Annotated in this window: 26 protein-coding genes; 2 read left to right on the top strand and 24 right to left on the bottom strand. The window is 65.3% G+C overall.

Features of this window, described 5'->3' with window-relative positions:
• Positions 1 to 507 precede the first annotated feature (507 nt).
• Positions 508 to 672: a hypothetical protein gene (locus ACSHT2_RS32190; protein WP_440638977.1), complete on the top strand. Its 165-nt coding sequence runs from the start codon at positions 508 to 510 to the stop codon at positions 670 to 672.
• Between the two features lie 186 nt (positions 673 to 858).
• Here the strand turns inward: ACSHT2_RS32190 and ACSHT2_RS32185 are convergent, their stop codons facing one another.
• The 14 genes from ACSHT2_RS32185 to ACSHT2_RS32120 form a co-directional block, all read right to left on the bottom strand.
• Entirely contained in the window at positions 859 to 1,158 is a 300-nt protein-coding gene (locus ACSHT2_RS32185) for a hypothetical protein (protein WP_440638976.1), read from the bottom strand.
• 268 nt (positions 1,159 to 1,426) lie between these two features.
• Positions 1,427 to 2,923 carry an ABC transporter substrate-binding protein gene (locus tag ACSHT2_RS32180; RefSeq protein WP_440638974.1) on the bottom strand — a complete coding sequence of 499 codons (1,497 nt, stop codon included), beginning with the start codon at positions 2,921 to 2,923 and terminating at the stop codon, positions 1,427 to 1,429.
• 57 nt (positions 2,924 to 2,980) lie between these two features.
• Positions 2,981 to 3,991 carry an ABC transporter ATP-binding protein gene (locus ACSHT2_RS32175; RefSeq protein WP_440638972.1) on the bottom strand — a complete coding sequence of 337 codons (1,011 nt, stop codon included), beginning with the start codon at positions 3,989 to 3,991 and terminating at the stop codon, positions 2,981 to 2,983.
• Positions 3,988 to 5,001, bottom strand: coding sequence for an ABC transporter ATP-binding protein (locus ACSHT2_RS32170; protein ID WP_440638971.1), 1,014 nt, complete (start codon positions 4,999 to 5,001; stop codon positions 3,988 to 3,990). The genes ACSHT2_RS32175 and ACSHT2_RS32170 overlap by 4 nt, the downstream gene beginning before the upstream one ends.
• 2 nt (positions 5,002 to 5,003) lie before the next feature.
• Positions 5,004 to 5,897, bottom strand: coding sequence for an ABC transporter permease (locus ACSHT2_RS32165; protein ID WP_440638970.1), 894 nt, complete (start codon positions 5,895 to 5,897; stop codon positions 5,004 to 5,006).
• Complete coding sequence (locus ACSHT2_RS32160) at positions 5,894 to 6,844, bottom strand: ABC transporter permease (protein ID WP_440638969.1); 951 nt, start codon at positions 6,842 to 6,844, stop codon at positions 5,894 to 5,896. Before ACSHT2_RS32160 ends, ACSHT2_RS32165 begins: the two co-directional genes overlap by 4 nt.
• Positions 6,845 to 6,943: 99 nt before the next feature.
• A complete protein-coding gene (locus ACSHT2_RS32155) occupies positions 6,944 to 8,365 on the bottom strand; it encodes an amidase (protein WP_440638968.1) in 1,422 nt (473 codons plus the stop codon).
• 120 nt (positions 8,366 to 8,485) lie between these two features.
• Entirely contained in the window at positions 8,486 to 9,421 is a 936-nt protein-coding gene (locus ACSHT2_RS32150) for a carbohydrate kinase family protein (RefSeq protein WP_440638967.1), read from the bottom strand.
• A 137-nt stretch (positions 9,422 to 9,558) separates the two neighbouring features.
• Positions 9,559 to 11,475, bottom strand: a complete 1,917-nt coding sequence (locus ACSHT2_RS32145) for a nitric oxide reductase activation protein NorD (protein WP_440638965.1) — start codon at positions 11,473 to 11,475, stop codon at positions 9,559 to 9,561.
• A 10-nt stretch (positions 11,476 to 11,485) separates the two neighbouring features.
• Complete coding sequence (locus tag ACSHT2_RS32140) at positions 11,486 to 12,295, bottom strand: CbbQ/NirQ/NorQ/GpvN family protein (protein ID WP_440638964.1); 810 nt, start codon at positions 12,293 to 12,295, stop codon at positions 11,486 to 11,488.
• 61 nt (positions 12,296 to 12,356) lie between these two features.
• The gene (locus ACSHT2_RS32135) at positions 12,357 to 13,703 is read right to left on the bottom strand and encodes a cbb3-type cytochrome c oxidase subunit I (protein WP_440638963.1); all 1,347 of its coding nucleotides are present in this window, start codon (positions 13,701 to 13,703) and stop codon (positions 12,357 to 12,359) included.
• Positions 13,704 to 13,740: 37 nt separating this feature from the next.
• Positions 13,741 to 14,193 carry a c-type cytochrome gene (locus ACSHT2_RS32130; protein WP_131870107.1) on the bottom strand — a complete coding sequence of 151 codons (453 nt, stop codon included), beginning with the start codon at positions 14,191 to 14,193 and terminating at the stop codon, positions 13,741 to 13,743.
• A gap of 96 nt (positions 14,194 to 14,289) precedes the next feature.
• The gene (locus ACSHT2_RS32125; protein ID WP_440638962.1) at positions 14,290 to 14,550 is read right to left on the bottom strand and encodes a cytochrome C oxidase subunit IV family protein; all 261 of its coding nucleotides are present in this window, start codon (positions 14,548 to 14,550) and stop codon (positions 14,290 to 14,292) included.
• Between the two features lie 2 nt (positions 14,551 to 14,552).
• Positions 14,553 to 15,128 carry a cytochrome c oxidase subunit 3 family protein gene (locus ACSHT2_RS32120; RefSeq protein ID WP_440638960.1) on the bottom strand — a complete coding sequence of 192 codons (576 nt, stop codon included), beginning with the start codon at positions 15,126 to 15,128 and terminating at the stop codon, positions 14,553 to 14,555.
• Positions 15,129 to 15,298: 170 nt separating this feature from the next.
• Here ACSHT2_RS32120 and ACSHT2_RS32115 point away from each other — a divergent pair, with 170 nt between their 5' ends.
• Positions 15,299 to 15,454 (top strand): hypothetical protein, encoded by a 156-nt coding sequence (locus ACSHT2_RS32115; protein WP_091892367.1) that lies wholly within the window; start codon positions 15,299 to 15,301, stop codon positions 15,452 to 15,454.
• A gap of 88 nt (positions 15,455 to 15,542) precedes the next feature.
• On the opposite strand, the gene mmsB is transcribed toward ACSHT2_RS32115, so the two are convergent.
• From mmsB to ACSHT2_RS32065, 10 genes are all read right to left on the bottom strand, one after another.
• Entirely contained in the window at positions 15,543 to 16,733 is a 1,191-nt protein-coding gene (mmsB, locus tag ACSHT2_RS32110; protein ID WP_440638957.1) for a multiple monosaccharide ABC transporter permease, read from the bottom strand.
• Positions 16,730 to 18,307, bottom strand: coding sequence for a multiple monosaccharide ABC transporter ATP-binding protein (mmsA, locus tag ACSHT2_RS32105; RefSeq protein ID WP_440638955.1), 1,578 nt, complete (start codon positions 18,305 to 18,307; stop codon positions 16,730 to 16,732). Before mmsA ends, mmsB begins: the two co-directional genes overlap by 4 nt.
• A 193-nt stretch (positions 18,308 to 18,500) precedes the next feature.
• A complete protein-coding gene (chvE, locus tag ACSHT2_RS32100) occupies positions 18,501 to 19,571 on the bottom strand; it encodes a multiple monosaccharide ABC transporter substrate-binding protein (RefSeq protein ID WP_271526313.1) in 1,071 nt (356 codons plus the stop codon).
• Positions 19,572 to 19,643: 72 nt separating this feature from the next.
• On the bottom strand, positions 19,644 to 20,522 hold the full coding sequence (locus tag ACSHT2_RS32095) for an SMP-30/gluconolactonase/LRE family protein (protein WP_440642976.1): 879 nt from the start codon (positions 20,520 to 20,522) through the stop codon (positions 19,644 to 19,646).
• Positions 20,522 to 21,598: an aldose epimerase family protein gene (locus ACSHT2_RS32090; RefSeq protein ID WP_440638953.1), complete on the bottom strand. Its 1,077-nt coding sequence runs from the start codon at positions 21,596 to 21,598 to the stop codon at positions 20,522 to 20,524. The genes ACSHT2_RS32095 and ACSHT2_RS32090 overlap by 1 nt, the downstream gene beginning before the upstream one ends.
• Positions 21,599 to 21,600: 2 nt before the next feature.
• On the bottom strand, positions 21,601 to 22,527 hold the full coding sequence (locus tag ACSHT2_RS32085) for a Gfo/Idh/MocA family protein (protein WP_440638951.1): 927 nt from the start codon (positions 22,525 to 22,527) through the stop codon (positions 21,601 to 21,603).
• Positions 22,524 to 23,300, bottom strand: coding sequence for a FadR/GntR family transcriptional regulator (locus ACSHT2_RS32080; protein WP_440638949.1), 777 nt, complete (start codon positions 23,298 to 23,300; stop codon positions 22,524 to 22,526). Before ACSHT2_RS32080 ends, ACSHT2_RS32085 begins: the two co-directional genes overlap by 4 nt.
• Positions 23,297 to 24,277: a galactofuranose ABC transporter, permease protein YjfF gene (gene yjfF / locus ACSHT2_RS32075; protein ID WP_440638947.1), complete on the bottom strand. Its 981-nt coding sequence runs from the start codon at positions 24,275 to 24,277 to the stop codon at positions 23,297 to 23,299. Before yjfF ends, ACSHT2_RS32080 begins: the two co-directional genes overlap by 4 nt.
• Entirely contained in the window at positions 24,274 to 25,266 is a 993-nt protein-coding gene (locus ACSHT2_RS32070; RefSeq protein WP_440638945.1) for an ABC transporter permease, read from the bottom strand. Before ACSHT2_RS32070 ends, yjfF begins: the two co-directional genes overlap by 4 nt.
• Positions 25,263 to 26,807: a sugar ABC transporter ATP-binding protein gene (locus tag ACSHT2_RS32065; protein ID WP_440638943.1), complete on the bottom strand. Its 1,545-nt coding sequence runs from the start codon at positions 26,805 to 26,807 to the stop codon at positions 25,263 to 25,265. The genes ACSHT2_RS32070 and ACSHT2_RS32065 overlap by 4 nt, the downstream gene beginning before the upstream one ends.
• Positions 26,808 to 26,810 lie beyond the last annotated feature (3 nt).

Here is a 26,810-nt window from a genome sequence, read left to right as displayed (position 1 = left end):
CCGATGCCGTGCTTCCGAATACTGGCGGTCAGCGCTCGCGCAGACACGACTAAAAAAATGATGCGAATAGCGCCTCGCATAAGGTTCGGGGCCCCCGCCATTGCTCCGAGCGCAAGCTTCAGTGCTCACGTCCCTTAGGGTGCCCGCCAAGCCGTCGATCATGTTCTTGACCCAACGGTCGTCGCCCGCGAGGGCTTCAATTTTCAGTTTCAGCTGATCATCATCCGTCAACGGCAACGGAGGCGGCGGATCGTCTTTTTCAATGAACATCATCACTGGACCCCTCAAAAGGCAAGTCTCTCCTGACGTCTATGGTTCCGGAGTTACTCTATCGCCCGGCTTGCAGGTATGGATTGTGTCCTTGGATCAGTTCCGCAAATCATCCTTAAGGGACAGCGCCGCTGAGGCATCTTCTCATCCGCCCAACAATAAGCCTTGCATCGCGTGCGCAATGGGTAGCTGGTGTTAGCCTCAGCGCGCCAGGCTGCTCAACCGACGGAGGGCGCAATGCAGAACTACGTAAACCACGAAAACATCAGACGTTATGAGAAGCTCATCGCCATCAGTGAAGGTGACCCGTCACGCGATGAAGCACGGCATAAGACGCTGTTACGACTCCTGGCCGAGGAAAAAGCTAAGGACGTAGGGCCGGATGACTGGCCTAACACCTGAACTGGGACCGCCCATTGGCATCAATCCAACTCGGCTCTGAGTTCCGCTCCGGGTTACAAGGCGACATTCCGGGGACGTAGTCGTGCGCCCGCTTTCTCCCCGAAAGCAGACATCCGAACTTTTTTTGAGCGTCCCTACCGAGCGCACCTGCTCGTCGGCAAGCACGCGAGGAGTACAGGTTGAACTCTAGCGCGCGCGCAAGCCGGGCGGCGGCTTGCGCATGTCGGAGGCCCGCTCATAGGCGTAGGCCAGGCGCAACAGCTTGTGCTCGCTCCAGACGCGGCCTGCGAAGGTGACGCCGAGCGGATGGTCGGGCGTGTCCTTGCAGTCGACCCCGGCGACGAAGCCGCACGGCACCATAACGCTGGGATAGCCTGCCCCGGCCGTCGCACTGACCTGCCCGCTGGCCAAGGCATGGGCGATATCGCTCATCGTTGCATTGTCGAATTTCAGTGTGGCCGGCACCTCGGCGCTGACGGGCGCCACGCCGATCCCGGCATCGCGGCGGGATGGTTCTTCACGGCTGCCTCGCCTGACGGCACGTCCCTGACCGTGAGGTCGCGAGGGTGCCATCATGCCAGTGTTTTGCCCGACGGGTCAACGTCTCGGCGCATCGCGTCGACCATGAACTGCGCAACGCGCAAGCCGTTGAAATGACTGCGCCCGGCTACTGTGCATGGGGTTGTTTTCTCATTCTCTTGTTTGGAGCTGCCCTCTCCCACGAGCGGAGGGGGCACAGCAACGGACGCCGCCCCTACTCCCAATACCAGGTCGAGAAATCGTTCTCGTATTGCGGCACGTCCTTCCAGACGCCCTTCAGCTTCTTGTTGGTGATGGTGATCAGCTGCGGCTGATACAGGAAGCCGGCGACCGCGTCGGTCGCCAACATGCGCTGGGCGTCGCCGAGCAGCTTGGCGCGTGCCGCCTCGTCCGGCGTCGACACGATCCGCTTGTAGAGCGCGTTGAACGTCTCGTTGTTGTAGCCGAGGTAGTAGTCCGGCTCGGTGATCTTGACGAGGTCGAACGGCTCGACATGGCTGACGATGGTCAGCTCGAAATTGTGCGGGCCGTTGGGCGCGAACACCTGCGACAGCCACTGCGCCCATTCGACGTTCTCGATTCTGGCGACGATGCCGACCTTGGCGAGTTGCGCCGCCAGGATCTCGCCGCCCTGCCGCGCATAGGACGGCGGCGGCAGCTTAAGCGAGAGCTCGAGCGGCGTGGTGACGCCGGCCTCGGCGAGCAGCTTCTTGGCCTTCTCGGGGTCGTAGGGGTTGATGCCGGTGGCGTCGACATAACCGAGCGCGCCCGGCACATAGAAGCTGCCGATGGGCGTGCCGAAGCCATCGACGGCGCCGTCGATCATCGCCTTGCGGTCGATCGCGGCGAGGATCGCGCGGCGAACGCGGACGTCGTCGAGCGGCTTCTTCTTCTCGTTGATGCCGACGATGGTCTTGGCCCGGGAGCCGCCGACCAGAACGGTGAAGCGCGGGTCGGCCTTGAACTGCGCGATGGTCCGCTGCGCCGAGACGCGCGGGAACGCGTCGACGTCGCCCGAGAGCAGCGCCGCGGCCTGCGCCGCAGGGTCCGAGATGAAGCGGATCGTCACCTTGGACAGCTTGACCGCGGCGGCGTTGCGGTAGTCGGCCCATTTGGTCAGCGTGATCGAAGAGCCCTTGGCCCAGGCGCCGAGCTGGTAGGGCCCGGTGCCGACCGGCTGCGTGATGTTGGTAGCCGCGCTCTTCGGCTCGACGATCGATCCGCTCGCCTGCCCCAGCAGGAACGGCAGGTTCGGCTCGCCATATTTCATGGTGATCACGACCGTGTCGGCGTCGGGCGCCTCGACCTTCTCGAAGGCCTGGAACAGGCTCTTGTCCTTGTTGGTGCTGGTCGGTACCGCGTTGCGCTCGAACGAGAACTTCACCGCGGCGGAATTGAACGGCTCGCCATTGTGGAATTTGACGCCCTTGCGCAGCTTGAACGTATAGGTCTTCAGGTCGGGCGAAGCGGTCCAGCTCTCGGCCAGCAGCGGCGAGACCGAGCCGTCCTCGTTGATCTTGGTCAGCGTCTCGTAGATGTTGTAGAGCGTGACCTCGGCGATCGCGGCAGCGGCGGCATTGGTGGGATCGAGCCCCGGCGGCTCGAGCGCCATCGCCGTGACGACGCTGTCCTTCTTGCCCTGCGCCAGCACCGGCAAAGGCGCCGCGGCAAGTGTGAGGGCAAATGCGACGATCGATAGTTTCCTGAACATGCGTAACTCCCCGGCCCGTTCTGTTCTTAAGCCTGCGCCAATCCTCTGCTCCGGACACTAACCTTCCATGGCCGCCTGCGGCAACGCCATCACGGCCTCGGCCTTGTGGCAGGCGGCAAGGTGCCCCTCACCGACCTTGCGTAGCTCAGGCAGAACCTCGCGGCAATGCTGGTCGGCGAGCGGACAGCGCGCGACATAGGGGCATCCGGCCGTTGCCGCCGATTGCGAGGTGATCGCCTGGCCTCCGAGCCGCCGCCGGCCACCGCCGGCGCGCACCCGCGGCACAGCCTCCAACAGAGCCCGCGTATAGGGATGGGCGCCGTGCTCGAACAGGTCTTCCGGCCGACCCTGCTCGACGATCCGGCCGAGATACATCACCGCGACCTCGTCGCAGAGATAGTCGACCACGGCGAGGTCGTGGCTGATCAGGATGTAGCTCAGGCCGAACTGTTCCTGGAGGTCCAGCATCAGGTTCAGCACCTGCGCCTGCACCGAGACGTCGAGCGCGGAAACAGGCTCGTCGGCCACGATCAGCTTCGGCTGGGTGATCAGCGCCCGCGCGATCGCGATGCGCTGGCGCTGGCCACCGGAGAATTCGTGCGGATATTTGTCCATGTCAGGATCGCGCAGGCCGACCTGGCGCAGCACAGTGGCAACGCGTTCGCGGAACGTGGTGCGGTCGGCGCCTTCGAGCACGGTCAGCGGCTCGGCGACGATGCGCGCGATGGTCTGGCGCGGATCGAGCGATCCGTAGGGGTCCTGAAACACCATCTGGAAATCGCGCCGGGCGCGGCGCAGCTCGTCCGCGGAGATGCGGTTGAGATCGCGGCCGAGCAGCGCGACCTCCCCTGACGTCGGCCGCTCCAGCGCCATCACCAGCCGCGCGAAAGTCGACTTGCCCGATCCGGATTCGCCGACGACGCCGAGGCTCTTGCCGGCGGCGACCCGCACGCTCACGCCGTTGAGCGCACGCACCTGTCCCGGCGGCCGGAACAGGCTTTCGCGCGGCAGCGCGTAACGCTGCACCAGATCCTTCACGTCGAGAAGCGGTTCTGCTGCGGCAGTCATGCGGTCAGCGCTCCGACGCGCTCTGCCATCGACACGTCCGTCCTGATGCAGCGCACGAGGTGGCCGGGGCCGACGTCCACCATCGGCGGCAACGCAGCGCGGCACCGATCGATCACCAGCGGACACCGATCGGAGAAGGTGCAGCCGGACGGCAAATCGGCGAGTTCCGGCACTGTGCCCGAGATGGTCTTCAGCCGCGTCCCCTTGCGTGCGCCGAGCTTCGGCCGCGCGCGAAACAGGCCCTGCGTGTACGGATGTCCCATGCGGCGGAACACCTCGTCGGTCGGCCCGCTCTCGACGACGGTGCCGCCGTACATCACCATCATGCGCTGCACGTTCTCGGCGATGACGCCGAGATCATGCGAGATCAGGATTATCGACATGCCGCGCTCCTCCACGAGATCGGCGAGGAGGTCGAGGATCTGGCCCTGGATGGTGACGTCGAGTGCGGTGGTCGGCTCGTCCGCGATCAACAGGTCGGGCTCACAGGCGAGCGCCATGGCGATCGTGATGCGCTGGCGCTGGCCGCCGGAGAACTGATGGGGATAGGCGTCGACGCGCCGTGCGGGATCGGGCAGCCCGACGCGGTCGAGCAAGGCGATCGCCTCGCGCCGCGCCTGCGCCGCCGAATAATTCTTGTGACGCCGCAGCGGCTCGGCGACCTGGTTGCCGATCGTGTGCATCGGATTGAGCGCGGTCATCGGCTCCTGGAAGATCATGCTGATGCGGTTGCCGCGCAGCCGGCAATAATCGGCGTCCGAAAGCCCGACGAGCTCCTTGCCATCCAGCTTGATGCTGCCGGTGACGGCCGCACTGTCCGGCAGCAGCCCCATCAACGACAGCGCGGTGACAGACTTGCCGCAACCGGATTCGCCGACGAGCCCGAGCGTCTCGCCGCGCTGGAGAGCGAAGCTGACGCCGCGCACGGCGTGTGCCAGCCCGCGGCTGGTGTTGAGGCGAACGCCGAGATCGCTGACTTCGATCAGCGGCATGGTTGCGGGATCGGCCATCGTCACCGCTCCCGCGCCAGTCTGGGATCGAGCAGGTCGCGCAATCCGTCACCAAGGAGATTGAGGCCGAGCACGGCGACGGCGATCGCCGCACCCGGATAGACGGCGAGCATCGGCGACTGGAACAGCAGCGTCTGCGCATCGTTCAGCATCCGCCCCCAGGATGGCTGCGGCGGCTGCGTGCCGAGGCCGAGATAGGACAGCGCGGCTTCGGCGAGGATGGCGAGCGCGAACTGGATGGTGACCTGCACGATCAGGATCGACAGGATGTTGGGTAGCACGTGCTCGATGGTGATGCGAAAGCGCCCCTTGCCCGCCGCGCGCGCGGCCAGCACGAATTCGCGCGCCCAGATCGCATTGGCCGAGCCGCGCGTCAGCCGCGTCAGTGTCGGGATCTGGAAGATGCCGATCGCGATGATCGAGGTCACCATGCCAGGCCCTACCACCGCGGCGAGCATGATCGCCGAGAGCACGGCCGGAAAGGCGAAGGTAAAGTCGGAAAAGCGCATGATGATCTCTTCCGTCCAGCCGCGCCGGGCCGAGGCGATCAGGCCGAGCGTGACGCCGAAGGTGAGACCGATACTGACGGCGATGACGCCGACCATGATGGTGGATCGGGCACCGGCGAGCAGCAGCGAGACGATGTCGCGGCCGAAGGAATCGGTGCCGAGCCAATGCGCCGCCGAGGGCGGCCGGAGCTTCGATGCGATGTCGATCTCGTAAGGAGACCAGGGCGTCCACACCAGTGACAGCAGCGCGGAGCCGAGCACAAGGAGGCTGAGAACACCGCCCACGACAAAACTGCGGTGGCGCAGCGCGCGGACCCAGAACGCGCGGGCCGGCACACGACGCGTCGCGAGCGGCATGTCAATCGGAGTGGCCACGGGCGCACTCACAGGTCGTGGACCTTGATACGGGGATCGATGAAGGCGTAGAGCACATCGACCACGAAATTGACGATGACGACCATGGCGGCGAGCAGCATCACGCAGTTGCGCACCACGATCAGATCGCGGTTGGCGATCGACTGGAAGATCAGGCGGCCGAGGCCCGGCAGGTAGAACACGTTCTCGATCACGATGGTGCCGGCGAGCAGATTGGCGAATTGCAGCCCCATCACCGTCATCACGGGAATCATGGCATTCCGCAGCACGTGGCGCCACAGCACCTCGCGCTTGCCAAGGCCCTTTGCGCGTGCGGTGCGGACGAAATCCTCGCGCAGCACTTCCAGCACCGCCGAGCGCGTGACGCGCGCGAGAATCGCGGCCTGCACCACCGCGAGCGAGATTGCGGGAAGCAGCAGCGACTTGATCCCTGGCCAGATGCCGTCCTCCCAGCCGCCAAAGCCGCCCGCCGAGAGCCATTGCAGGCGCACCGAGAACAACAGCACCAGCAGGATCGCGAACCAGAAGTTCGGCAGCGCGATGCCGATCTGGGTCAGCGACATCACGCCGACGTCGCCGAGCTTGTTGTGATTGGCGGCGGTATAAATGCCGGCGGAGAGCGCCAGCGTTACGGTGATCGTCATGGCCATGATCGCGAGCGGAATGGTCAGCACCAGCCGCTCCGCGATCAGGCTGGCGACCGGCGTGCCGTAGGCATAGGAGTTGCCGAGATCGCCGACGAGCAGCCCCTTGATCCAGTGCAGATAGCGGACCGCGAGCGGCTGGTCGAGCCCGAGCTTGACGGTGAGCGCGCGCACCGCATCCGCCGATGCATCGGCGCCCATCAGCATCTGCGCGGCATTGCCGGGAAGCGCGTCGAGCACCAGGAAAATGATGAGGGACGCGCCGACCAGCGTCGCCAGCAAGGTCAGGACACGTCGGAGGACAAAGACGCTCATGCGCGCTCGGTTTCAGGGCTCACCCACGGCACGATCAACATGTCCGGACGCCGGAGGCAAGTCCTTTGCACGCACGCCCCTTGCTGCATGCCCTTCTTCTCAAGTCGGCCAGCGGGACAGAAGATCGCTTGAAGCCTCGAACAATGCGCTCGCGCGCAGCAATTCCGCATCGTCCCGGAAGCGGCCGACGAGCTGAAGTCCGATCGGCAGGCCGTCGCGGGCAAAACCCGAGGGCAGGCTGATCGCGGGATGGCCGGTCATGTTGAAGGGCATGGTCCAGGGGAACCAATGCGGCCGGACGCTGTCGAAATGCGCCCCGTCGATCTCGATGCTGCCGAACAGATCCTGCTCGATCGGCAGCGCGGTGCGCGTGAGGGTCGGCATCGCCAGGAAGCGCCCGCGCGCAAGCAGCGATTGCACGCGGCGGAACAGCGCGGTGCGCGCGAACATCGCCCCCTGGTAGTCGACGCCGCTGACTTCGGTGGCGAGCGTAAGCTGCTTGAGAAAGGCCTCGCTCAGCTGGCCCTTGTGCTCGGCCGCAAGTTCTGCAAAGCGCGTGCGCCAGACGGTGTGGTTGATGGCGCGCCAGATCGGCTCGATGTCGAAACCATCGCCGGAGAACTCCTCGAGCTCGGCACCGAGCCCTGCAAGCCGGTCGAGGCTCGCTCTGAACTTGGCGGCGACCTCAGTGGACACCGGCCGGCCCGGCGGCGTCAGGCAATAAAGGATCCTCTGCCCGCGCAGGTCGCCGCGCGGGGCGGCAGTGCCGATGAAGTCAGGCACGGGCACGCCGATCGACCAGGGATCGCAGGCATCCTCACCGGCCATCGCCTGCATCATCAACGCGGTGTCGGCGACCGTGCGCGTGGTCGGCGTGACATAGGTCTGGTTGCCGAAGACATCGAGGGCCTGGCTGTGCGGGATCACGCCGTTGCTCTGCTTCAGCCCGACCACGCCGTTGCAGGCGGCCGGAATTCGCGTCGAGCCGCCGCCGTCGGTCGCGATCGCGAGCGGCGCGATGCCGCTGGCAACAGCCACCGCCGCGCCGCCGCTGGACCCGCCGGAGGAACGTTCCGCGCTCCACGCGTTGCGGGTGCGGCCGAACAAGGGCGAATCCGTGAGACACTTGCTGCCGAACTCCGGCGTCGTGGTCTTGCCGATCAGGATCGCGCCCTCGCTGCGCAACCGCGCCACCGCCACGGCGTCCTCGCTCGGCACATTGTCCTTGTAGGGAACGGCGCCGAAGGTGGTCTTGACGCCTTTGGTGTTGACAATGTCCTTGACGGTGACGGGGATGCCGTGCAGCAGGCCGAGCGGTTCGCCGGCCATCACCTTGCGCTCGGCTTCGCGCGCGACCGCCATTGCCTCGTCACCGCAGATCGTGATGAAGCAGTTCAGCTCGGGCTGGAGCGCCTCGGCGCGCGCGAGCGCGGCGCGGACAATTTCAACCGGCGAGACCTTCTTGCTGCTGATGTGCTCGCGCAGTTCGGTAGCGGAAAGTAAACAGAGATCGTTGGTCATCAGGACAGGCTCGCATCGGGACGCACGACCTTGCCAGTGCGGACCTATCCTGTCCATTTCAGCAGGCGCATGGCCGCACTCCGCCGGGACATCCCGGACATCGCGAGGCCATGACGCGGTCTACCAATTCCAGCTGATCTCGCTGCTCCAGGGCGGATCGGCACCCGGACGGGTGCAGGTCAGGCCGGCGCAATTTGCCGCAAAGGACAGTGAGCGGCGGAGCTCGTCCGCTCCGATGGCCTTCAATTGCGGCCGAGCGATGCGCCCCTGCTTGTGCAGAGCGAAGAGCAGCGCCGCCTGAAAGCTGTCGCCCGCGCCAATGGTGTCGGCGACCTCAACCTTCGGCGCGGCGACTTCGATCAGCCCTGCCCCCGCATGCCACGCAATCGCGCCATTGTTGCCGCGGGTGATGACGATGAGGCTTGGCCCCTGTTCGAGCAGCGTGCTCGCGCGCCGATGGTACGGCTCGTCTCCGAAGAGATAGGCGAAATCGACGTCCGACATCTTGATGAGATCGGCGCTTCCCGCGAACTCGGCCATGCGCGCGAGATAGGCCGGCTTGTCGCTGACGAGGTTGGGGCGGCAGTTCGGATCGAACGAGATCATGGACGACGCCCGCGCGTCTGCGATCAGCGCCTCGGTCTCGGCCGCGCCCTGGTCGTTGACCAGCGTGGTCGAGCCGACATGGACGGCTTCGACGCTTGCGAATGGAATGGACCCGCGCCGGTAGGTCCAGTTCCGCGTTGCGGTCTCGGCATCGTAGAACGCGTAGTGCGACTCACCCGCGACGATACGGACGAAGGCGAGCGTGGTCTGGCGATCGCTGCGGGTGGCGAGACTGATATCCACATTGGAGGCCGTCACATGATCGGCGATCATCCGCCCAAACAGGTCGGTCGAGATGCCGCCGACGAAACCGGCCGGCGCGCCCAGCCGCGCCATTCCGATCGCGACATTGAGGCAGGAACCACCGACCGCCGGCATCAGGGCTTCGCGTCCCTCAGTGTTTCGTGTTGGCACGAAATCGATCAGCGCATCGCCGCAGGCAATCAGCATCCGCTTCAACTTCTCGCGATGTCGCGCATCGTCACGCGGCTACCGCGATCGACCTTGGCCTTCTGATCCATCCGGCCATTCGATCATATACCCAATTCCTGAGCAACAGTTCGCACCTGGCTATATTGTTCTAAGCCTCAATGCGCCACCTGCCGGTAGATCGCCGGCAGCGCCGCCGGCAACCGCCTGATGTTGCCGACGATGGCGTAGCCACCGCGCCCGAACAGCGTCGGAAAGTAGGTTTGTGCCGCCGCGTCGATCGTCACGCCGAAGACCGCGATGCCGAGCCGACGCGCTTCCTGCACGGATTTCCTGGTGTCTTCGACCGCAAAGCGCCCCTCATAGTGGTCGACGTCGTTCGGCTTGCCGTCGGTGAGGACGAGCAGCAGCTTCCTGCGTTGCGGCTGGCGCGCGAGTTCGGCCGAGGCGTGGCGTACCGCCGCGCCGATCCGCGTGTAATAGCCGGGCCTGAGCGCCCCGATGCGGCGCTCGACGACTCCGCTCATGGGTTCGCCGAACGCCTTGACAGTTTCGAGCCGCACCCAGGAACGTCGACGCGAGGTGAAGGTCAGGATGCTGTGATGATCGCCGCAAGCCGACAGCCCGTGCGCGAGCACGAGCAGCGCTTCCTTCTCGACATCGAGCACGCGATAGCCGTCGACCCAGGCATCGGTCGACAGCGAGACGTCGACCAGCAGCGTGACGGCGAGATCGTGCCCTTGGGGGCGCATCGCGACATGGATGCGATCGAGCGCGCCGCCGCTCCCGGCACTCAGATCGCACCGCGCGCGCACCAGCGCGTCGAGGTCGAGATCATGTCCGTCGCTCTGGGCACGCATCATTTCGTGACGCGGACGCAGGACCTCAAAGCGGCGGCGCACCTGGCGAATGTGTCGGCGCATGGCGTCATCCGCCGTCCAGCTCTCGCCTTCCTCGGACGCCACAGCCCCGAGCACCCGGCAATGATCCGGCAGGTAGGAGTTGCTGCGATAGTCCCATTCAGGATAGGTCAGGTCCGCATTCAGCTGCGAGGCGTCGAGGGCCTCCGGCGGCAGGTCGAGATCGAACTTGAGCCGGCTCGCCGGCTTGCCGCTGCGGCGGCTGAGCGTGATCTCCTCGAGATCGTCGGCTGCCTTCTGCGCATCCTCGTCCTCGCTGTCATCGGCCGGGCGATCGACATTGACCATCTCGGCCATCGCGAGGATCTTCTCGAACCGGTTGAGCACGAAGGGATCGCGACGATTTGCATAGTCTTCGCGCTCGCGGACGGCGAAGCGCTTTCGGTCGTCCTTCGCCGCGGCCTCCGCGCCCGGTGCGCATTCGTCCTCGCCCGCATGTGCGGGTGAGAGCTCGCGCGTCCAGCAATCGCCCCAGAGCGGACACGGCAGGATCGAGCGATAGCCCGGCGGCGCCCTGTCCGGCAGCGGGCCCGTCCCCATCATCGCCGGCCACAGCCTGCCTGCAGGCGCTTTTCCGGTTCCGAGCAGGGCCAGGACGATCTGCTCGATCTCTTGCTCGATGCGCGGCAAAGGACGACGAGGCCGGACCTCGGCGGTGGCGGCGGCAAGCTGCGCGTAATCGGCGACGAGCCCTGGGAATTGCGTGAGCACCCAGACCGCGGTCTCGCTCGCCCGCCGCAACACCAAAAGGTCCCGCCGCAGCGGATCGGCTTCCGCGATCGCCTCCATCGGCGCGGCTGCGAACCATGCCGCAAGCCAGCGATAGAGCGCTGCGTTCAAGACCCGGTCGGGAAAGATCGCGATGCGATCGGGTAGGAAGATGGTTGCGGCGTCGCGGCCCGGCTGCTCGAGTCGCTCGTCTCCGAGGCCGATACGCTGCCGCCAGCCGAGACGATGGCCTGCCCGGCGTGCGCCTGCGCTCGCGATCTGAACGCCGGTCTCGCCGCCAAGCGCGCGGAACATCACAGCGAGCCGGCTCCTCACCTCTGCGAGCGTGACGGCGTGGTCGTCGTGAATCGGGTAGCTCGAAGTGCCGCCGACCATCCGATGCCAGGCGCGACCGACCGTTTCCTCCAGTTCGAGGAAGTCGAGCATCGGACTGGCCTCACCCGATCACGGCACGGACGACGTCGAGCAGCGCCGCCTTGACGTCGGCATCGTCCGTCAGCGGCTCGATCATGCCGGCAAGCACTGCATCGGCGATCGGCGTACCGGCGGCGATCAGGGTCGCGCAATAGATCACGAGCCGGGTCGAGACGCCCTCCTCCAGATCGTGTCCCCTCAGTGCGCGCAGCCGGCCAGCCAGCCCGACCAGCGGCCGCACGCGCTCCGGCGGCAGTCCGCTTTCGGCGGAGACGACGGCGATTTCCTGTTCGGACGGCAGGAAGCCGAATTCGATGGCAACGAAGCGCTGCCGCGTCGAGGGCTTGAGCGCCTTCAGCAGCGTCTGATAGCCGGGATTGTAGGAGACCACGAGCATGAAGCTGTTCGGCGCCGCAAGCTCCTCGCCTGTGCGCTCCAGCGGCAGGATACGGCGATCGTCGGTCAAGGGATGCAGCACCACGGTGACGTCCTTGCGCGCTTCCACGACCTCGTCGAGGTAGCAGATGCCGCCCTCGCGCACCGCGCGCGTCAGCGGACCGTCGGTCCATACCGTGTCGCCGCCCCGCAGCAGATAGCGACCGGTGAGATCGGCTGCGGTGAGATCGTCGTGGCAGGCGACGGTGTGGAGCGGCAATCCGAGGCGCGCCGCCATGTGCGCGACGAAGCGCGTCTTGCCGCAGCCGGTCGGCCCCTTCAGCAGGACCGGCAGCCGGTGCCGCCAGGCGTGCTCGAACAGCGCGCATTCGTTGCCGCTTACGACATAGGCCGGCAGCTCGGGCACCGAGGTGACCTCGTGAAGGGCAGCTTTCATGATCTTTCTCCGGACTTTCCAGGAAGCTGGCGACCGCGGAAACCGCGGCCGCCAGTTGCATCTATTCAGCCGGCTGCAATGCGCCGGGGATGACCGCCTGCCTGGCGCGACCGGGCACCAGCACGGCCCAGACGAACATCAGCGCGGAGATCGCGACGAACGCGCCGGAGCCGAGCCGGACCCAGTAGAACATTGCGAGCTGGTCCTGCACGTCCATGTAGCCCTGGCCGAGCACGCGCTGGAGGTGAACCTGGACCACGCCGGCGAAGGTCAGCGCGAAAGTCATCACCATCATGGCAGTGCACATGATCCAGAAGCTCGCCATGCTCAGCCACTGGTTATAGGGCGCGCGTCCCCTGATCTGCGGGATCGCATAGGCCATGACGGAAAGATTGAGCATCACATAGGCGCCGAAGAAGGCGAGATGGCCGTGCGCCGCGGTGACCTGGGTACCGTGGGTGTAGTAGTTCACCGAGGACAGCGTGTGCAGGAAGCCCCAGACGCCGGCGCCGAGGAAGGCCATCACCGAGCAGCCGACCGACCACAACAGCGCGGCGCGGTTCGGATGCTTGCGGCCGGCTTTCCAGGTCATCTGCACGGTGAAGATCACCATGGTGAAGAACGGTGCCACCTCGAGCGTGGAGAACAGCGATCCGATCCATTGCCAGTAGCCGGGCGCACCGATCCAGTAGAAGTGATGGCCGGTGCCGAGAATGCCGGAGAACAGCGCAAGGCCGATGATGACGTAGAGCCACTTCTCCACGACCTCACGGTCGATGCCGTTGAGCTTGATCATGAGATAGGCGAGCACGGAGGCCATGATCAGCTCCCAGACGCCCTCGACCCAGAGATGGACGACGTACCACCAGTACATCTTGTCGACTGCCAAATTCACAGGATTGTAGAAGGCGAACAGGAAGAAGATCGCAACGCCCCACAGGCCGAACAGCAGGATGTTCGTGATCGTGGTCTTGCGGCCCTTCAGTGCCGTCATGGTGACGTTGAACAGAAACATCAGGCAGACGACGACGATGCCGACCTTGATGATGAAGGGCTGCTCGAGGAACTCGCGTCCTTCGTGATAGTGGAAGAGATAGCCGACCACGGCCACGCCTGCTGCGCCGAAGAACATCCAGAGCTGGATCTTGGCCAGCAGCGGGCTGTACAGCTCGGTCTCGGTTTCCTCAGGCAACAGGAAATAGGTCGCGCCCATGAAGCCGATCAGCGACCACACGATCAGCGCGTTGGTGTGGATCATCCTGACGATGTTGAACGGCAGGAGGGTCGACAGCGTGTTGGGCAGGACGTAGATCGTCCCTGCGACGAGGCCGAACAGGACCTGCGCGAGGAACAGAGCCAGCGCGCCGTAGAAGTACAGCATCGCGACTTTCTGGGTCTGATATTTCATCTCGGGTCTCTCTGTCTTGGAAGAGGAAACAGCGTGCTCAGCCGGCCTTGTTCGGCGGCCATTCCTGGCGCTTGATCTTGCTGGTCCATTGCAGGAAGTCGGCGAGATCGTCGAGCTCCTGGTCGGTGAGGTTGAACTGCGGCATCTGCCGCCGGCCTGGCGCGCCCGAGGGCTGCGATTGCATCCACGCCTTCAGTGTCTCGCGCGCGGCGGCGGGGTCCTCGTTGCCGCCCCAGCGATCCCAGACATTGCCGACCTCAGGCGCGAAATAGGCGCCCTCGCCCAGCAGGGTGTGGCAATTGATGCAGGAGTTCTTTTCCCAGACATGCTTGCCGCGGGCGACCGACGATGTCAGCGTCGTGGCGTCGGTCGACGTCGTGGCCATGTAATAATGGCTGTGCGCCGTCAGCCCTATGAAGATAGCGAAGAAGAAGGCCGAGCCGCCGTAGAAAACATTTCGAGCGGCCGACTTGGTCAGGCGTTCAGCCATTGCCAATCCTTTCCGGTTTGATTCCTGCGAAATCGCGATGGTGTGATTTATTGCCGCTTTGCCCGGTCCGTTCTTTGTCAGGGCGCAATGAACGCATCAGATCAGGGCGACGACGGCCGAGGCGAGCCAGGCAAGCAGCAGGACGATCAGGATCCAGCTCGCGACGAGGCCACGCCAGAGCACGGGCACGGCGCGTAGATCCATGAAGTCGAGCGCGATCCGGTGGCCCTTGAGTGCGGCGAAGGCGAGCAGCAGTGCGTTGCCGAGCAGCGGCCGCGGCACCAGTGGTGGCAGCAGGATGGTCGCAAGCGCGAGGCCGATCAGCACGATCCAGGTGATGTCGATACGATCCGGCATCGTCATTTCACCAGATAGAGAATTGGGAACATGACGATCCAGACCAGATCGACCATGTGCCAGAACGCCGTTGCCGTCTCGACGCCCGATATCCCGGCTCGGCGGCAGACCACGGCGAGGACGACGATGCCGAGGCCGACATGCAGAAGATGGAAACCGGTCAGGAGGAAGTAGAGCGTGAAGAACGGGCTGGTTTCGAATCCGACGCCTCGCCCGATTTCGTCCGCATATTCGGCGAGCTTGATCGCGATGAAGAGACCGCCGAGCGCCATCGCGCCGAAAATCCAGTATCGCGCCACCGGCCGTTCCCCGACACGCGCGGCCTTCGCCGCTTTTGCCGCCGCCCAGCCGCTGGTGACCAGCACGACGGTATTGAGGCCAGCGAGATTCGAATCGAGTGCTGACTGCCCGGCCGCGAACAGCGCTGGGTGGATCGCGCGGGTGACCGAAAAGGCGCCGAGGAACAAGCCGAAGGCGACGAGCTCGCTGAAGATCAGCACCCAGATCATGGGATCGCCGGGGAGATCTTCCAGAATTCCCCAGCCGCTTTCCTGTTGTTCGCACTCGGCCGTCGACATCGTCTTTCCGGATCAGGACACCGGCCAGACTTAGCCCGGCCGCCCGGTTCCGAGTTTGTCGCCGGACAAACTATGGAATTGCGGGGCGCTTGTTTGCGCCGACGCAACGTCCGACCGGCCGGATCGCAGTACGAACCAGCTTAAAGTTCCACGGAATGGCGAATGATCACATGAGTGATGCACAGATCGGGTTGATGACCGCCACACCCATCATCATCGCCTTCGCCATCGCGCTCCGGCGAATGGGGGTATTGTCGACGGTGGCGACCGTATCGGCGGTGAGCCTCTCCGTCGCGATCGCGGCGGTGTTGTTCACGACGCAGTAGCGCGTGGGAGAACTTTCGTGCCCCGGACGCAATGCAGCGCGCCGCTCCCGCGGCGTGATGCGCTGCAGAGCGGGGACACGAGCAGTTACTACCGCCGCTGATTATACACGTCGATGCACACCGCCCCCAGCAGCACCAGGCCCTTGATCACCTGCTGGTAGTCGATGCCGATGCCGAGGATGGACATGCCATTGTTCATCACGCCCATGATCATGGCGCCGACCACGGCACCGCCGACCCGCCCCACCCCGCCATAGGCCGAGGCGCCGCCGATGAAGCAGGCGGCGATGACGTCGAGCTCAAAGCCGAGACCCGCCTTGGGCGTCGCGGTGTTGAGGCGCGCGGCGAAGACGAGGCCGGCGAGCGCGGCGAGCACGCCCATGTTGACGAAGGTCAGGAAGGTCAGCCGCTCGGTCTTGATGCCCGACAGGCTTGCCGCCTTGGCGTTGCCGCCGACCGCATAGATCTGCCGCCCGATCACGGTGCGGCGGGTGACGAAACCGTAGAGCGCGATCAACGCGGTCATGATGACCAGCACGTTGGGCATGCCGCGATGCGAGGCGATCAGATAAGTGAAATAGAGCACGGCGCAGGCCAGCAGGATGCTCTTGCCGAGGAAGAACCCATAGGGCTCGATCTCGATTCCGTGCGACTGCTCGCGCGACCTCCCCTTGGCGCTGGCGTAGACCAGGCCGAGCGCGAGCACTGCGCCGATCAGCATGGACGTCGGATGGAGCGTGCCGGCCTCGGGCAGCAGTTCCGGAATGAAGCCGGAGGACAACTTCTGGAAGGTCGGCGGGAAAGGTCCGAGCGACTGGCCCTGCAGTACCGCAAGTGCAAGACCCTTGAACACCAGCATGCCCGCCAGCGTGACGATGAAGGACGGGATCTTGAAATAGGCCACCCAATAACCCTGCGCGGCGCCGATGGCGGCACCGACCAGAAGGCAGGCGATGAACGCGAGCGTGTAGTCGACCTTGTAGGTCACCATCAGCACCGCGGCGACGGCGCCGATGAAGCCTGCGACCGAACCGACCGAAAGATCGATATGGCCGGTGACGATCACCAGGAGCATGCCGAGCGCCATGATGACGATGTAACTGTTCTGCAGCACCAGATTGGTGAGGTTGAGCGGCTGCAGCAGCGTGCCGCCGGTCACGACCTGGAAGAACAACATGATCGCGATCAACGACATCAGCATGCCGTAGTTGCGCAGATTGTTCTTGATGAAGCTGCCGTGCCGGCGCTCCTCGGGCAGCGACACCGTCTTGTCGGTCATGGCTGCGATCCTCCCATCTCCGCGGCCTCAGGCACGCCGTTTCCATTGCTTCGTTCGTTGCGCATGATGGCGCGCATGATTTCTTCCTGCGTCGCCTCGGCGCCCTTGAATTCCCCGACGAACGCCCCGTCGTTCATCACGCAGATGCGGTCGCAGATGCCGAGCAGCTCGGGCATCTCCGAGGAGATCACCACGACGCCGCGGCCGGCCTCCGCCAGTTCGTTGATGATACAGTAAATCTCGTATTTGGCACCGACGTCGATGCCCCTTGTCGGCTCGTCCAGGATCAGCACCTTGGGGTCCGTCATCAGCCATTTCGACAGCACCACCTTCTGCTGGTTGCCGCCGGAGAGCTGGCCGGTCTCCTGGTAGACGTCGGAGCAGCGGATGCGCATCCGGTTCCGGTAGTCGCTGGCGACCTTCAGCTCGGCGATGTCGTCGATCACCCGCCTGGGTGCGACCTGGTCGAGGCTTGCGAGCGTGATGTTCTTGCGGACGTCGTCGGCGAGGATCAGGCCGAGTTGCTTGCGGTCCTCGGTGACATAGGCGAGGCCGGCGTCGATCGCGGCCGCGACGCTCGGCAGTGCGATTTCTTGGCCTTCGAGCCGGATGCTGCCGCTGATATTGGTGCCCCAGGACCGGCCGAACAGGCTCATGGCGAATTCGGTGCGGCCGGCCCCCATCAGGCCGGCGATGCCCACGACCTCGCCTCGCCTGACGCTGAAATTGACGTTCTTGATCACCTGTCGTTCGGGATGGATGGGGTGATAGACCGACCAGTTCGCGACGTCGAGCACCGGTTCGCCGATCTTCGCGTTGCGCTCCGGGAAGCGGTGCGCGAGATCGCGATTGACCATGCTGCGGATGATGCGGTCTTCCTGGATCGGCTCAGCGTGACAGTCGATGCTGTCGACGGTACGGCCGTCGCGCAGCACCGTGATGTGGTCGGCGACCTTGGCAACCTCGTTGAGCTTGTGCGAGATCAGGATCGAGCCGATGCCCTGCTCGCGGAAGGCCATCAGACGTTCGAGCAGCGCGGCGCTGTCGGCTTCATTGAGGCTCGCCGTCGGCTCGTCCAGAATCAGCATCCGCACCCGCTTGGACAGCGCTTTCGCAATCTCGACCAGCTGCTGCTTGCCGACGCCGAGATCGGTGATCAGCGTATCCGGCGATTCCTTGAGGCCGACCTGGACCAGCAGCTCGCGCGTGCGCCGGTAGATCTCGTCGCGGTCGATCACGCCGAACTTCGACGGCGGATGCGACAGGAAGATATTCTCCGCGATCGACATCAGCGGGATCAGCGCCAGCTCCTGGTGAATGATGATGATGCCGAGCGCCTCGGAATCGTTGATGTCGCGGAAGCGCCGCTCCTCGCCTTCGAAGATGATGGTGCCCTCGTAGCTGCCATGCGGATAGACCCCGCTGAGCACCTTCATCAGCGTCGATTTGCCGGCGCCGTTCTCGCCGACGAGGGCATGGATCTGCCCGGCGTGAACCGAGAAGTTGACGTCGCGCAGCGCCTGCACACCGGCAAAGCTCTTGCTGACGTTGCGCATCTCCAGCATGGCGGTCATCGGATCATTCTCCTGGACTTTTCCACGTCGTCATGGCCGGGCTTATCCCGGCCATCCACGTGCCACCGCTTGCGAGGAAGGCCGTGGATGCCCGGGACAAGCCCGGGCATGACGCCGTACGTGGACATACGCTTCGTCCCTCATAGAGAGCTGCCTCTCCCACGCACGCGGGGAGAGGAAAAAAGAAACAGTCTCACTGGAACTGCGACTTCTTGTAATAGCCGCTGTCGACCAGCACCTTCTCCCAATTGTCCTTGTAGACCACCACCGGCTTCAGCAGATAGGACGGCACGGTCTTGACGCCGTTCTCATAGGTCTTGGTGTCGTTGACGGTGACCTCCTTGCCGGCGAGCGCAGCGTCGACCATGTCGGCTGTCACCTTGGCGAGGTCGCGGGTGTCCTTGAAGATGGTCGAATACTGGTCGCCGCGCAGCATGGCCTTGATCGATGGCACTTCGGCATCCTGGCCCGAGATAACAGGCATCGGCTGGTCGGCACTGCCATAGCCAACGCCCTTCAGCGAGGAGATGATGCCGATCGAGATGCCATCATAGGGCGACAGCACTGCATTGATCTTTTTGTTGCCGTAGTAGGCGCTGAGCAGATTGTCCATGCGCGCCTGTGCGGTGGCGCCGTCCCAGCGCAGGGTCGCGACCTTGTCCATACCCATCTGGCCCGAGGCGACGACGAGCTTGCCGCCGTCGATGTAGGGCTTCAGCACGCTCATGGCGCCGTTGTAGAAGAAGTAGGCGTTGTTGTCGTCGGGCGAGCCGCCGAACAGCTCGATGTTGAAGGGACCCTTGCCCTCCTTCAGCCCGAGGCCTCTTTCGATCGATTGCGCCTGCAAGACGCCGACCTGGAAATTGTCGAAGGTCGCATAATAGTCGACGTTCGGCGTGCCGCGGATCAGGCGGTCATACGCGATCACCGTGATGCCTTTTGCTTTCGCCTGCTTGAGCACGTCCGACAGCGTGGTGCCGTCGATCGCCGCGATCACCAGCGCTTTCGCGCCCTTGGTCACCATGTTCTCGACCTGCGAGAGCTGGTTCGGGATGTCGTCCTCAGCGTATTGCAGGTCGGTGTTGTAGCCACGCTCCTTCAGCACCTTGACCATGTTGTTGCCGTCGTCGATCCAGCGCGCCGAGGATTTTGTCGGCATGGCGATGCCGACGGTCGCCTTTTGGGCGAAGGCGGTGACGCCTGTGGCCATTGTGGCAGCGCCGGCCAGCGCCAGCGCGAGGAATGTCGTCTTCAGTTTCAGCATGTTTCACTCCCTTGGGTGTCAGACTGTTTCTTCGTGACGTCGAGAACGTGGTCGTGGGATGCCTCTGGTCTCCTATGCGAGCTTGACGTCGGGCTCCGCGCGTCCGCGCGCGGATGCCTCCAACAAGAAAGTGCAACCGGCTTGCGGATCGGCGGCGCGCGCAGTCGCGTCCATGTCCTGCCAGGCCGAGGTGACGAGCAGGCGCGACAGATCCGGGCCGACAAAGGCGGGACAGCTCGCCTGCTTTGCCGGCACGCTGAGTGAGCGCAGGCGCTCGCCTTGCGGAGAATAGACATCGATCCGGCTCGCGCCCCAGCACGCGTTCCAGATGTTTCCTTCGGCATCGCACACCGAGCCATCGAAGCCGCCGATGCCGCTGTGGCGCAACAGCACCTCCGGCTCGCCGCGCGGCAGGCCGCTCGCGGGATTGAGCGACACCGCGTAGAGCACGGCGCGCGCGCTGTCGGCAAAATATCCGATCGTTCCATCCGGCGAGAAACAGATCGAGTTGGGAATACTGATACGGGGAAACAGCAGCGAGATCTTGCCGCGGTGGAACGCGTAGATCGCGCCTGCCCCCGGCTCCGCCTTGCGTCCCATGGTGCCAATCCAGAACGTGCCGGACTGATGCACCCGCGCGTCGTTGGAGCGGGTCGCGGGATTGTCGGCTTCGAGCGGACAGAGCAGCGTCATCGCGCCATCGGTAAGCTTGCGGATGTAGAGACCGTCCTCGGCGACGATCAATTGGCGTTCCGCATCGATGCGTCCCAGCGCGCTCGCCATCCGGCCGAGCGCGTGGACGCGGATGCTCCCGCTGTCGAGCTGCGCCTCGAACAGCAGCCCTTCGCGGATGTCGAACCACCAGGCGGTGTCGGTGGTCGTGTCATAGGTCGGCCCTTCGCCGAGATGGCAGGGATGGTCCGAGAGCACAGTCGTGGGCACCTGTTCCATCATGGTGACCTCACTGAAAAACGATAGACCGTATGATGGCGATAGACTTCGCCGGGGTCGAGGCGCGGGCTCGGGAAGTCCGGCCGGTTCGGCGCGTCCGGCCAGATGTGAGGCTCCAGGCACATGGCGTCCGATTGACGAATGAGCTTGCCGCCCTTCCCCGAGATCGTGCCATCGAGATAGTTGCCGGAATAGACCTGGAGCCCAGGCTGGTCGGTGAGCAGTTCCATGATCCGCCCCGCGCGCGGTGCCTCCAGCCGCGCCGCGAGCCCGAGCTTGCCGTCGCGCCTGAGGCAATAAGTGTGGTCATAGCCTCTGCCGCTCTGCAATTGCTGATCGCTCTCACGGATACGCTCGCCGACCGGCCGCGGCTCGCGGAAGTCGAACGGCGTGCCGGCCACCGGGCGTGGCGGCTCCGGCAGCGGAATGGCGGTGGGATCGATCGCGAGGAAATGCTCGGCGGCGACGGTCAGCTCATGGTCGAGAACGGATCTGCCCGACGTTGCACCTTCCAGATTGAAGAAGCTGTGGTTGGTCAGGTTGACGATGGTCGGCCGGTCCGTCCGCGCCTCCATGATGAGCGAGAGTTCGGCCGGGCCGGTGACGCGATAGGTCACGCGCACGTCGAGCCGGCCGGGATAGTTCTCCTCACCATGCGGGCTGACATAAGTAAGCGTCACCGCGGGTTCGGCGCCCTCGTCGAGGTCCGCAATCTCCCAGAGCTTGCGATCGAATCCGTCGAGGCCGCCGTGCAACGCATTGGGGCCGTTGTTGACGGCGAGCTGTACCGTCTCACCGTCGAGCGAAAACTGCCCCTTGGCAATGCGGTTGGCGTAGCGGCCGACTGTTGCACCGAAAAACTTTCGTTCGGCGAGATAACCGGCGAATGTGTCGTGGCCAAGCACGACGTCGTCGAGGCCGCCCCGGGCATCCGGCGCGATCAACGCCTGAAGGACGGCGCCATGGGTGATGATCCGCGCCTCGAAGCCACCCTCCCCGCGCAGCACGATGCGCTCGACCTTGCGGCCATCCGGCAGCGCCCCGAAAGCGTCTCTGGTGATTTTTGATGCGGCCATGTTCAGTCCACAAACGGCTCGACGATCGTGCGCTTGCCCAGCAGGAAGGCGTCGGCGACGAGACGCAGCGGGGTCAGGTCGACGTCACTCGCGCCGGTCGCCGCGAGTTCGACGAAGCGCCGGTAGAGTCCGCGATATTCCTCATCGGGCGCCTGGGCAAGCACCGTGCCGTCGACGGCCATACGCGCGCCACCGCTGGACAGAGTCATCCGGCCCTGATCCGTTTCGACGACGATATCCCAGCTCTGCGGCCCGGTCTGGCGGAAATCGAACTCGGCGGTCACGGGCAGACCGCTGATGTCCGTCAGTGTCAGGTTCGCCGCGATCGGCGCCTGGCAATTGGCCGGGAAGGCCAGCTCGGCCGCGGTGACGAACACGGGCTTCGGCAGAATCCTGGTCAGGATCGACAGCGCATTGATGCCGGGATCGAACACCCCGAGGCCGCCCGGCTCCCAAATCCAGGCCTGGCCGGGATGCCAGACGCGGACGTCTTCCTTCCAGCTGATGTGCACAGAGGCGATGCGACGCTCGGCAAGCCATTGCCGCGCCGGCTCGACCGCTGGCGCATGGCGCGAATGCCAGGTCGCAAACAGCGTGCGCTTCGCCGCCGCCGCCATTGCGATCAGCGGATCGAGCTCGGCAACGCCGGCGCCGGGCGGCTTCTCCAGCATGACATGCTTGCCGGCGACGAGCGCGGCTACGGCCTGGGCCCGGCGCACCTGCGGCGGCGTGCAGAGCGACACCGCATCGATCGGCGGCCCGTGCTCCAGCAGTTCCTCGATGGTGGCAAAATGCGGCAATTCCGGCAGCGAGGCGTTGCGGCTGGCGACGGCCGCCAATGTCGCGCCCGGCACCACGGCGATCGCGCCGACATGCTGGTCACGCGCGATCTTGCCGAACCCGACGATGGCGATGCGAAGGTCTGTCACGCTTGTTCTCCAGTATCCGCCGACGGCAGCGCCTCGGCAGGCGCGGTCTCGATCGCGGCACCCTCATGGCGATGCATTCCGTTGTGAATGACGAAGACCATCGCTTCGGCGGCGGCATCGGCGTCGCGGGCCGCGATGGCATCGACGATCCTCTGGTGCCACAGCAGCACAGCGTCGCGATCCTCCGGCTCAACCGGGGCGCTGAGCAGGAAGGACGCGCGCAGCGCGGCCTCGATGACGTGCCCAATCGAGCGCATGAACAGATTGCCCGAGGCGCGCGCCACGGCCACGTGAAGCGCGAGATCTGCATCGGCAAAGCTCACCGAGTCGGATGCCTCACGCCGCATGCGCTCCATGCTGCGCCGGAGCTCGGCAAGGTCTTCCTCCGACCGCCGCGTCGCCGCGAGCATGGCCGCGCGCGGCTCGACCGCAAGACGGATCTCGGCGAGATCGTTGAGGAAGCGCTTGTCGATGCCGGCGTCGAGGTGCCAGGCCAGCACATCCGCATCGAACATGTTCCAGGCGCCGCGCTCGCGCACGACGGTCCCGACCCGCGCCTTGGTGGTGAGCAGGCCCTTGGCGACCAGTGTCTTCACGCTCTCCCGCAGCACCGGTCGCGACACGCCGAACATCGCGATCATCTCGGCATCGCCCGGCAGGCGCGTGCCTTCCGCATAGCGGCCGGCGATGATGTCGACGCCGATCGAACGGGCCACCTCCGCATGGTTGGAGTGGGCCCGCCGCGTCGGAATGACGAGGATGCGCGAGGTCATGACGCCGCTCCTGCGCTCTTGGCCACCGGCCGGCGCGCCAGCGCGACCAGTCCCTGCTGCAAGGCGATGAACACGAACAGTAGCACGCCGGTCGCGATCTTGGTCCACCAGCTCGACAATGTGCCGTCGAAATTGATGTAGGTCTGGATCAGGCCCTGGATCAGCACGCCGAGGAAGGTGCCGATCACCGAGCCCTGGCCGCCCGTGAGCAGCGTGCCGCCGATCACGACGGCGGCGATGGTGTCGAGCTCGACACCGACAGCGGAGAGCGAATAGCCGGCGCTGGTGTAGAAGGAGAAGACGATGCCGGCGATGCCAGCGAGCAGGCTCGACAGCATGTAGATCTTGATCGTCATCTTGCCGACGGCAACGCCCATCAGGCTCGCGGTGGTCCGGTTGCCGCCGAGTGCATAGACATTGGCGCCGAACCGGGTGAGATGCAGAAGCAAGGCGCCGCCGATCACGATCACGAGCATGATGATCGCGATCGCGGTCAGTCGCCCCCCGCCAGGTATCCGCAGCGCGAAGTCCGACACGGTGGAATAGACCGGGGCGGTGATCGGCACCGATTCGGTGGAGAGCAGGAAGCTCGCGCCGCGCGCCAGGAACATGCCGGCAAGCGTCACGATGAACGGTGGCAAATCGAAGACATGGATCACCGCGCCCATCGCCGCACCGAAGGCCGCCGAGAGCACGAGAATGGCGACGAAGGCGACCAGCGGCGGCATGCCCCAGCGCTCGATCGCGAGCGCGACGAACACGGTGGTGAAGCCGATCACCGATCCGACCGAAAGATCTATGCCGCCGGAGATGATCACAAATGTCATGCCGGTCGCGACGATGCCGAGGAAGGCGTTGTCGGTGAGGAGATTCCCGACCACGCGCGTCGAGGCGATATTGGGAAACTGCATCGCGCAGAGCGCGAAGCCCGCAACGAGCACGATGGCCGTGATGAGGACGGGCGGCAGGCCTTTCATGCTTTGGTCCTCCGCAGCCGCATAGCGATGCTGGCGAGCCCCGACAGTTTCGGTGATTGCAGCAGCAACACCGCGAGCACCACCACCGCCTTGACCAGCAGGTTGAACTCCGGCGGATAGCCTGACAGCAAGATGCCAGTATTCATGGTCTGGATGATGAGCGCCCCCAACACGGCGAGCACGAGGCTGAAGCAGCCGCCGAACAGCGAGGTGCCGCCGATCACGACCGCGAGGATGGCATCGAGCTCGAGCCAGAGGCCGGCATTGTTGGCATCGGCACCCATGATGTCGGCCGCCGCGATCACGCCGGCGAGCGCGGCGCAGACGCCGCACCAGACGTAGACCGAAAGGATCATGGCGCGGGTGCCGACGCCGGCGAGCTCGCTCGCCCGCGCATTGCCGCCGGTTGCCTCGATCAGCAGCCCGAGCGCCGAGCCGCGCACCACTGCGGCGGTGAGGATCAGCATGCCCAGGGCAATCACGACCGGCACCGGCAGGCCGAGTACCGAGCCATTGCCGAGCCAGACCAGGTCCGGTGAGGAAAAAGTTACGATGCGCCCCTCGGTGACCAGCTGGGCGATGCCGCGTCCCGCCACCATCAGGATCAGCGTCGCCACGATCGGCTGCATGCCAAGCACGGCGACGAGGAAGCCGTTCCACAAGCCGCAGACGAGTCCGGCGCCAAGCGCGGCCGCCAGCACGATCGGCAGCGCGTAGCTGTCGGCGAGGCTCGCCGCGATGGCGCCCGAAATCGCCATGACGGCGCCGACTGAGAGATCGATGCCGCGCGTCGCGATCACCAGCACCATGCCGAGCGAGAGCAGCGCCACGGGCGTGCCCCGATTGAGCACGTCGATCAGGCTGCCGAAGAGACGGCCATCCTGAAGCCGCATGTCGAAGAATTGCGGGGATACCATGCGATCGACCGCGAGAACGATGATCAGCGCGAGGATCTGGGCAAGGCCGCGGCGCGGCAACAGCGCGGTCATGCCCGGCCCTCATGCGCGGTCGCGGCGCCATCGGCGGCGATCGCCGCGAGAATGTTGCCAACGTCGATCGCCTCTCCAGCGAGCTCCTCGACATGGGCGCGGTCACGTAGCACCACCACGCGATCCGAATAGGTCACGATCTCATCGAGCTCGGAGGAGATCACCAGCAGCGTCAGGCCGTCGTCGCAGAGTTCGCGGATCAGGCGGATGATCTCGGCATGCGCGCCGACGTCAATGCCGCGGGTCGGCTCGTCCAGCACGAGGAGCCGCGGCGAGGTCGCGAGCCAGCGCGCCAGCAAGACTTTCTGCTGATTGCCGCCAGACAACAGGCCAACGGGGCGCTCGGGATCGGCCGGGCGGATGTCCAGCATCTTGACGTAGCGGCGCGCGATCTCGTCCTGCGCGCGCCGCGACAGCGGCAGATAGAGGCCGCGCTTGGCCTGGAGCGCGAGCACGATGTTCTCGCGCACGCTGAGCTCGGCAACGATGCCGTCGGTCTTTCGCTCCTCCGGACAATAGCCAAAACCGTGGCGCACGCCGTCGCGCGGCGACTGCAGCCGCACTGCCGCGCCTTCCACCCTGGCCTGCCCGCGATCGGCGCGTTCGGCGCCGAACACCAGCCGTGCCGTCTCGGTCCGGCCCGAGCCGAGAAGTCCGGCAAGGCCGACGACCTCGCCATGGCGCAGCTCGAGATTGAACGGCGCGACGTAGCCGGCCTTGCCGTAGCCTTCGAAGCTCGCGCAGATCTCGCGCGCCTTATGCTCGGAGGCAGAAGCCCGCGCGCTGGTCGTCTCCGCAAGCTCGCGACCGAGCATCATACGGATCAGCTCGAGGCGTGGCAGCGAGGCGGTCTCACGCTCGCCGACCGGGCGGCCGTTGCGCAGCACGGTGATGCGGTCGGAGATCTCGTAGACCTGGTCGAGGAAGTGGCTGACGAAGACGATGCCGATGCCACGTCGCGCGAGCTGGCGCATGATGCCGAAGAGAATCTCGACCTCATGGCGGTCGAGGCTGGCGGTCGGCTCGTCCAGGATCAGCACGCGCGCGGAGAGATCGACGGCGCGCGCGATCGCGGTGACGTGCTGGATGGCCACCGAATAGTTGCCGAGAGGCGCGGCGACATCGATATCGAGACCGAAATCCGCAAGCAGCGCCTTGGCGCGGCGGCGCATCTCGCCTTCGCGCACGATGCCGAAGCGCATCGGCTGGCGGTCGAGGAACAGGTTCTGCGCCACCGACAGGTTCGGCAGCAGGTTGACCTCCTGGTAGACGCTGGCGATGCCGGCGCCAAGCGCCGCCTTGGCCGAGCGCGGCACGACCTCTTCGCCACCGAGCCTGACAGTGCCGGCATCGCGGGGAAACACGCCGGTGATCACCTTGATCAGCGTGGACTTGCCGGCGCCGTTCTCGCCGAGCAGCGCATGGATCTCGCCGGCGCGCAGCGTGAAGTCGACCTCCTGCAGGGCACGCACGGCGCCAAAGCTCTTGCTGATCCCGCGCACCTCAAGGAGCGGCGGAGCAGGATCGGGGCTGTTTTCCATCGC

The sequence above is a fragment of the Bradyrhizobium sp. PUT101 genome, assembly GCF_052043945.1.
In the GTDB taxonomy this organism is placed as follows: Bacteria; Pseudomonadota; Alphaproteobacteria; order Rhizobiales; family Xanthobacteraceae; genus Bradyrhizobium.
The sequence above is the reverse complement of the archived record's forward strand: the minus strand, read 5'-3'. Positions and strand labels throughout refer to the sequence as shown.

What these genes read in the sequence shown, in the direction of transcription:
- ACSHT2_RS32070 (WP_440638945.1), bottom strand. Translation starts at nt 25,266, where the DNA reads ATGACCGCGCTGTTGCCGCGCCGCGGCCTTGCCCAGATCCTCGCGCTG.
- mmsA (WP_440638955.1), bottom strand. Translation starts at nt 18,307, where the DNA reads ATGACCGCCATGCTGGAGATGCGCAACGTCAGCAAGAGCTTTGCCGGT.
- chvE (WP_271526313.1), bottom strand. Translation starts at nt 19,571, where the DNA reads ATGCTGAAACTGAAGACGACATTCCTCGCGCTGGCGCTGGCCGGCGCT.
- ACSHT2_RS32135 (WP_440638963.1), bottom strand. Translation starts at nt 13,703, where the DNA reads ATGAAATATCAGACCCAGAAAGTCGCGATGCTGTACTTCTACGGCGCG.
- mmsB (WP_440638957.1), bottom strand. Translation starts at nt 16,733, where the DNA reads ATGACCGACAAGACGGTGTCGCTGCCCGAGGAGCGCCGGCACGGCAGC.
- ACSHT2_RS32150 (WP_440638967.1), bottom strand. Translation starts at nt 9,421, where the DNA reads ATGCTGATTGCCTGCGGCGATGCGCTGATCGATTTCGTGCCAACACGA.
- ACSHT2_RS32155 (WP_440638968.1), bottom strand. Translation starts at nt 8,365, where the DNA reads ATGACCAACGATCTCTGTTTACTTTCCGCTACCGAACTGCGCGAGCAC.
- ACSHT2_RS32125 (WP_440638962.1), bottom strand. Translation starts at nt 14,550, where the DNA reads ATGCCGGATCGTATCGACATCACCTGGATCGTGCTGATCGGCCTCGCG.
- ACSHT2_RS32160 (WP_440638969.1), bottom strand. Translation starts at nt 6,844, where the DNA reads ATGAGCGTCTTTGTCCTCCGACGTGTCCTGACCTTGCTGGCGACGCTG.
- ACSHT2_RS32180 (WP_440638974.1), bottom strand. Translation starts at nt 2,923, where the DNA reads ATGTTCAGGAAACTATCGATCGTCGCATTTGCCCTCACACTTGCCGCG.
- ACSHT2_RS32120 (WP_440638960.1), bottom strand. Translation starts at nt 15,128, where the DNA reads ATGTCGACGGCCGAGTGCGAACAACAGGAAAGCGGCTGGGGAATTCTG.
- ACSHT2_RS32065 (WP_440638943.1), bottom strand. Translation starts at nt 26,807, where the DNA reads ATGGAAAACAGCCCCGATCCTGCTCCGCCGCTCCTTGAGGTGCGCGGG.
- ACSHT2_RS32140 (WP_440638964.1), bottom strand. Translation starts at nt 12,295, where the DNA reads ATGAAAGCTGCCCTTCACGAGGTCACCTCGGTGCCCGAGCTGCCGGCC.
- ACSHT2_RS32095 (WP_440642976.1), bottom strand. Translation starts at nt 20,522, where the DNA reads ATGGAACAGGTGCCCACGACTGTGCTCTCGGACCATCCCTGCCATCTC.
- ACSHT2_RS32115 (WP_091892367.1), top strand. Translation starts at nt 15,299, where the DNA reads ATGAGTGATGCACAGATCGGGTTGATGACCGCCACACCCATCATCATC.
- yjfF (WP_440638947.1), bottom strand. Translation starts at nt 24,277, where the DNA reads ATGAAAGGCCTGCCGCCCGTCCTCATCACGGCCATCGTGCTCGTTGCG.
- ACSHT2_RS32090 (WP_440638953.1), bottom strand. Translation starts at nt 21,598, where the DNA reads ATGGCCGCATCAAAAATCACCAGAGACGCTTTCGGGGCGCTGCCGGAT.
- ACSHT2_RS32145 (WP_440638965.1), bottom strand. Translation starts at nt 11,475, where the DNA reads ATGCTCGACTTCCTCGAACTGGAGGAAACGGTCGGTCGCGCCTGGCAT.
- ACSHT2_RS32130 (WP_131870107.1), bottom strand. Translation starts at nt 14,193, where the DNA reads ATGGCTGAACGCCTGACCAAGTCGGCCGCTCGAAATGTTTTCTACGGC.
- ACSHT2_RS32175 (WP_440638972.1), bottom strand. Translation starts at nt 3,991, where the DNA reads ATGACTGCCGCAGCAGAACCGCTTCTCGACGTGAAGGATCTGGTGCAG.
- ACSHT2_RS32080 (WP_440638949.1), bottom strand. Translation starts at nt 23,300, where the DNA reads ATGACCTCGCGCATCCTCGTCATTCCGACGCGGCGGGCCCACTCCAAC.
- ACSHT2_RS32170 (WP_440638971.1), bottom strand. Translation starts at nt 5,001, where the DNA reads ATGGCCGATCCCGCAACCATGCCGCTGATCGAAGTCAGCGATCTCGGC.
- ACSHT2_RS32190 (WP_440638977.1), top strand. Translation starts at nt 508, where the DNA reads ATGCAGAACTACGTAAACCACGAAAACATCAGACGTTATGAGAAGCTC.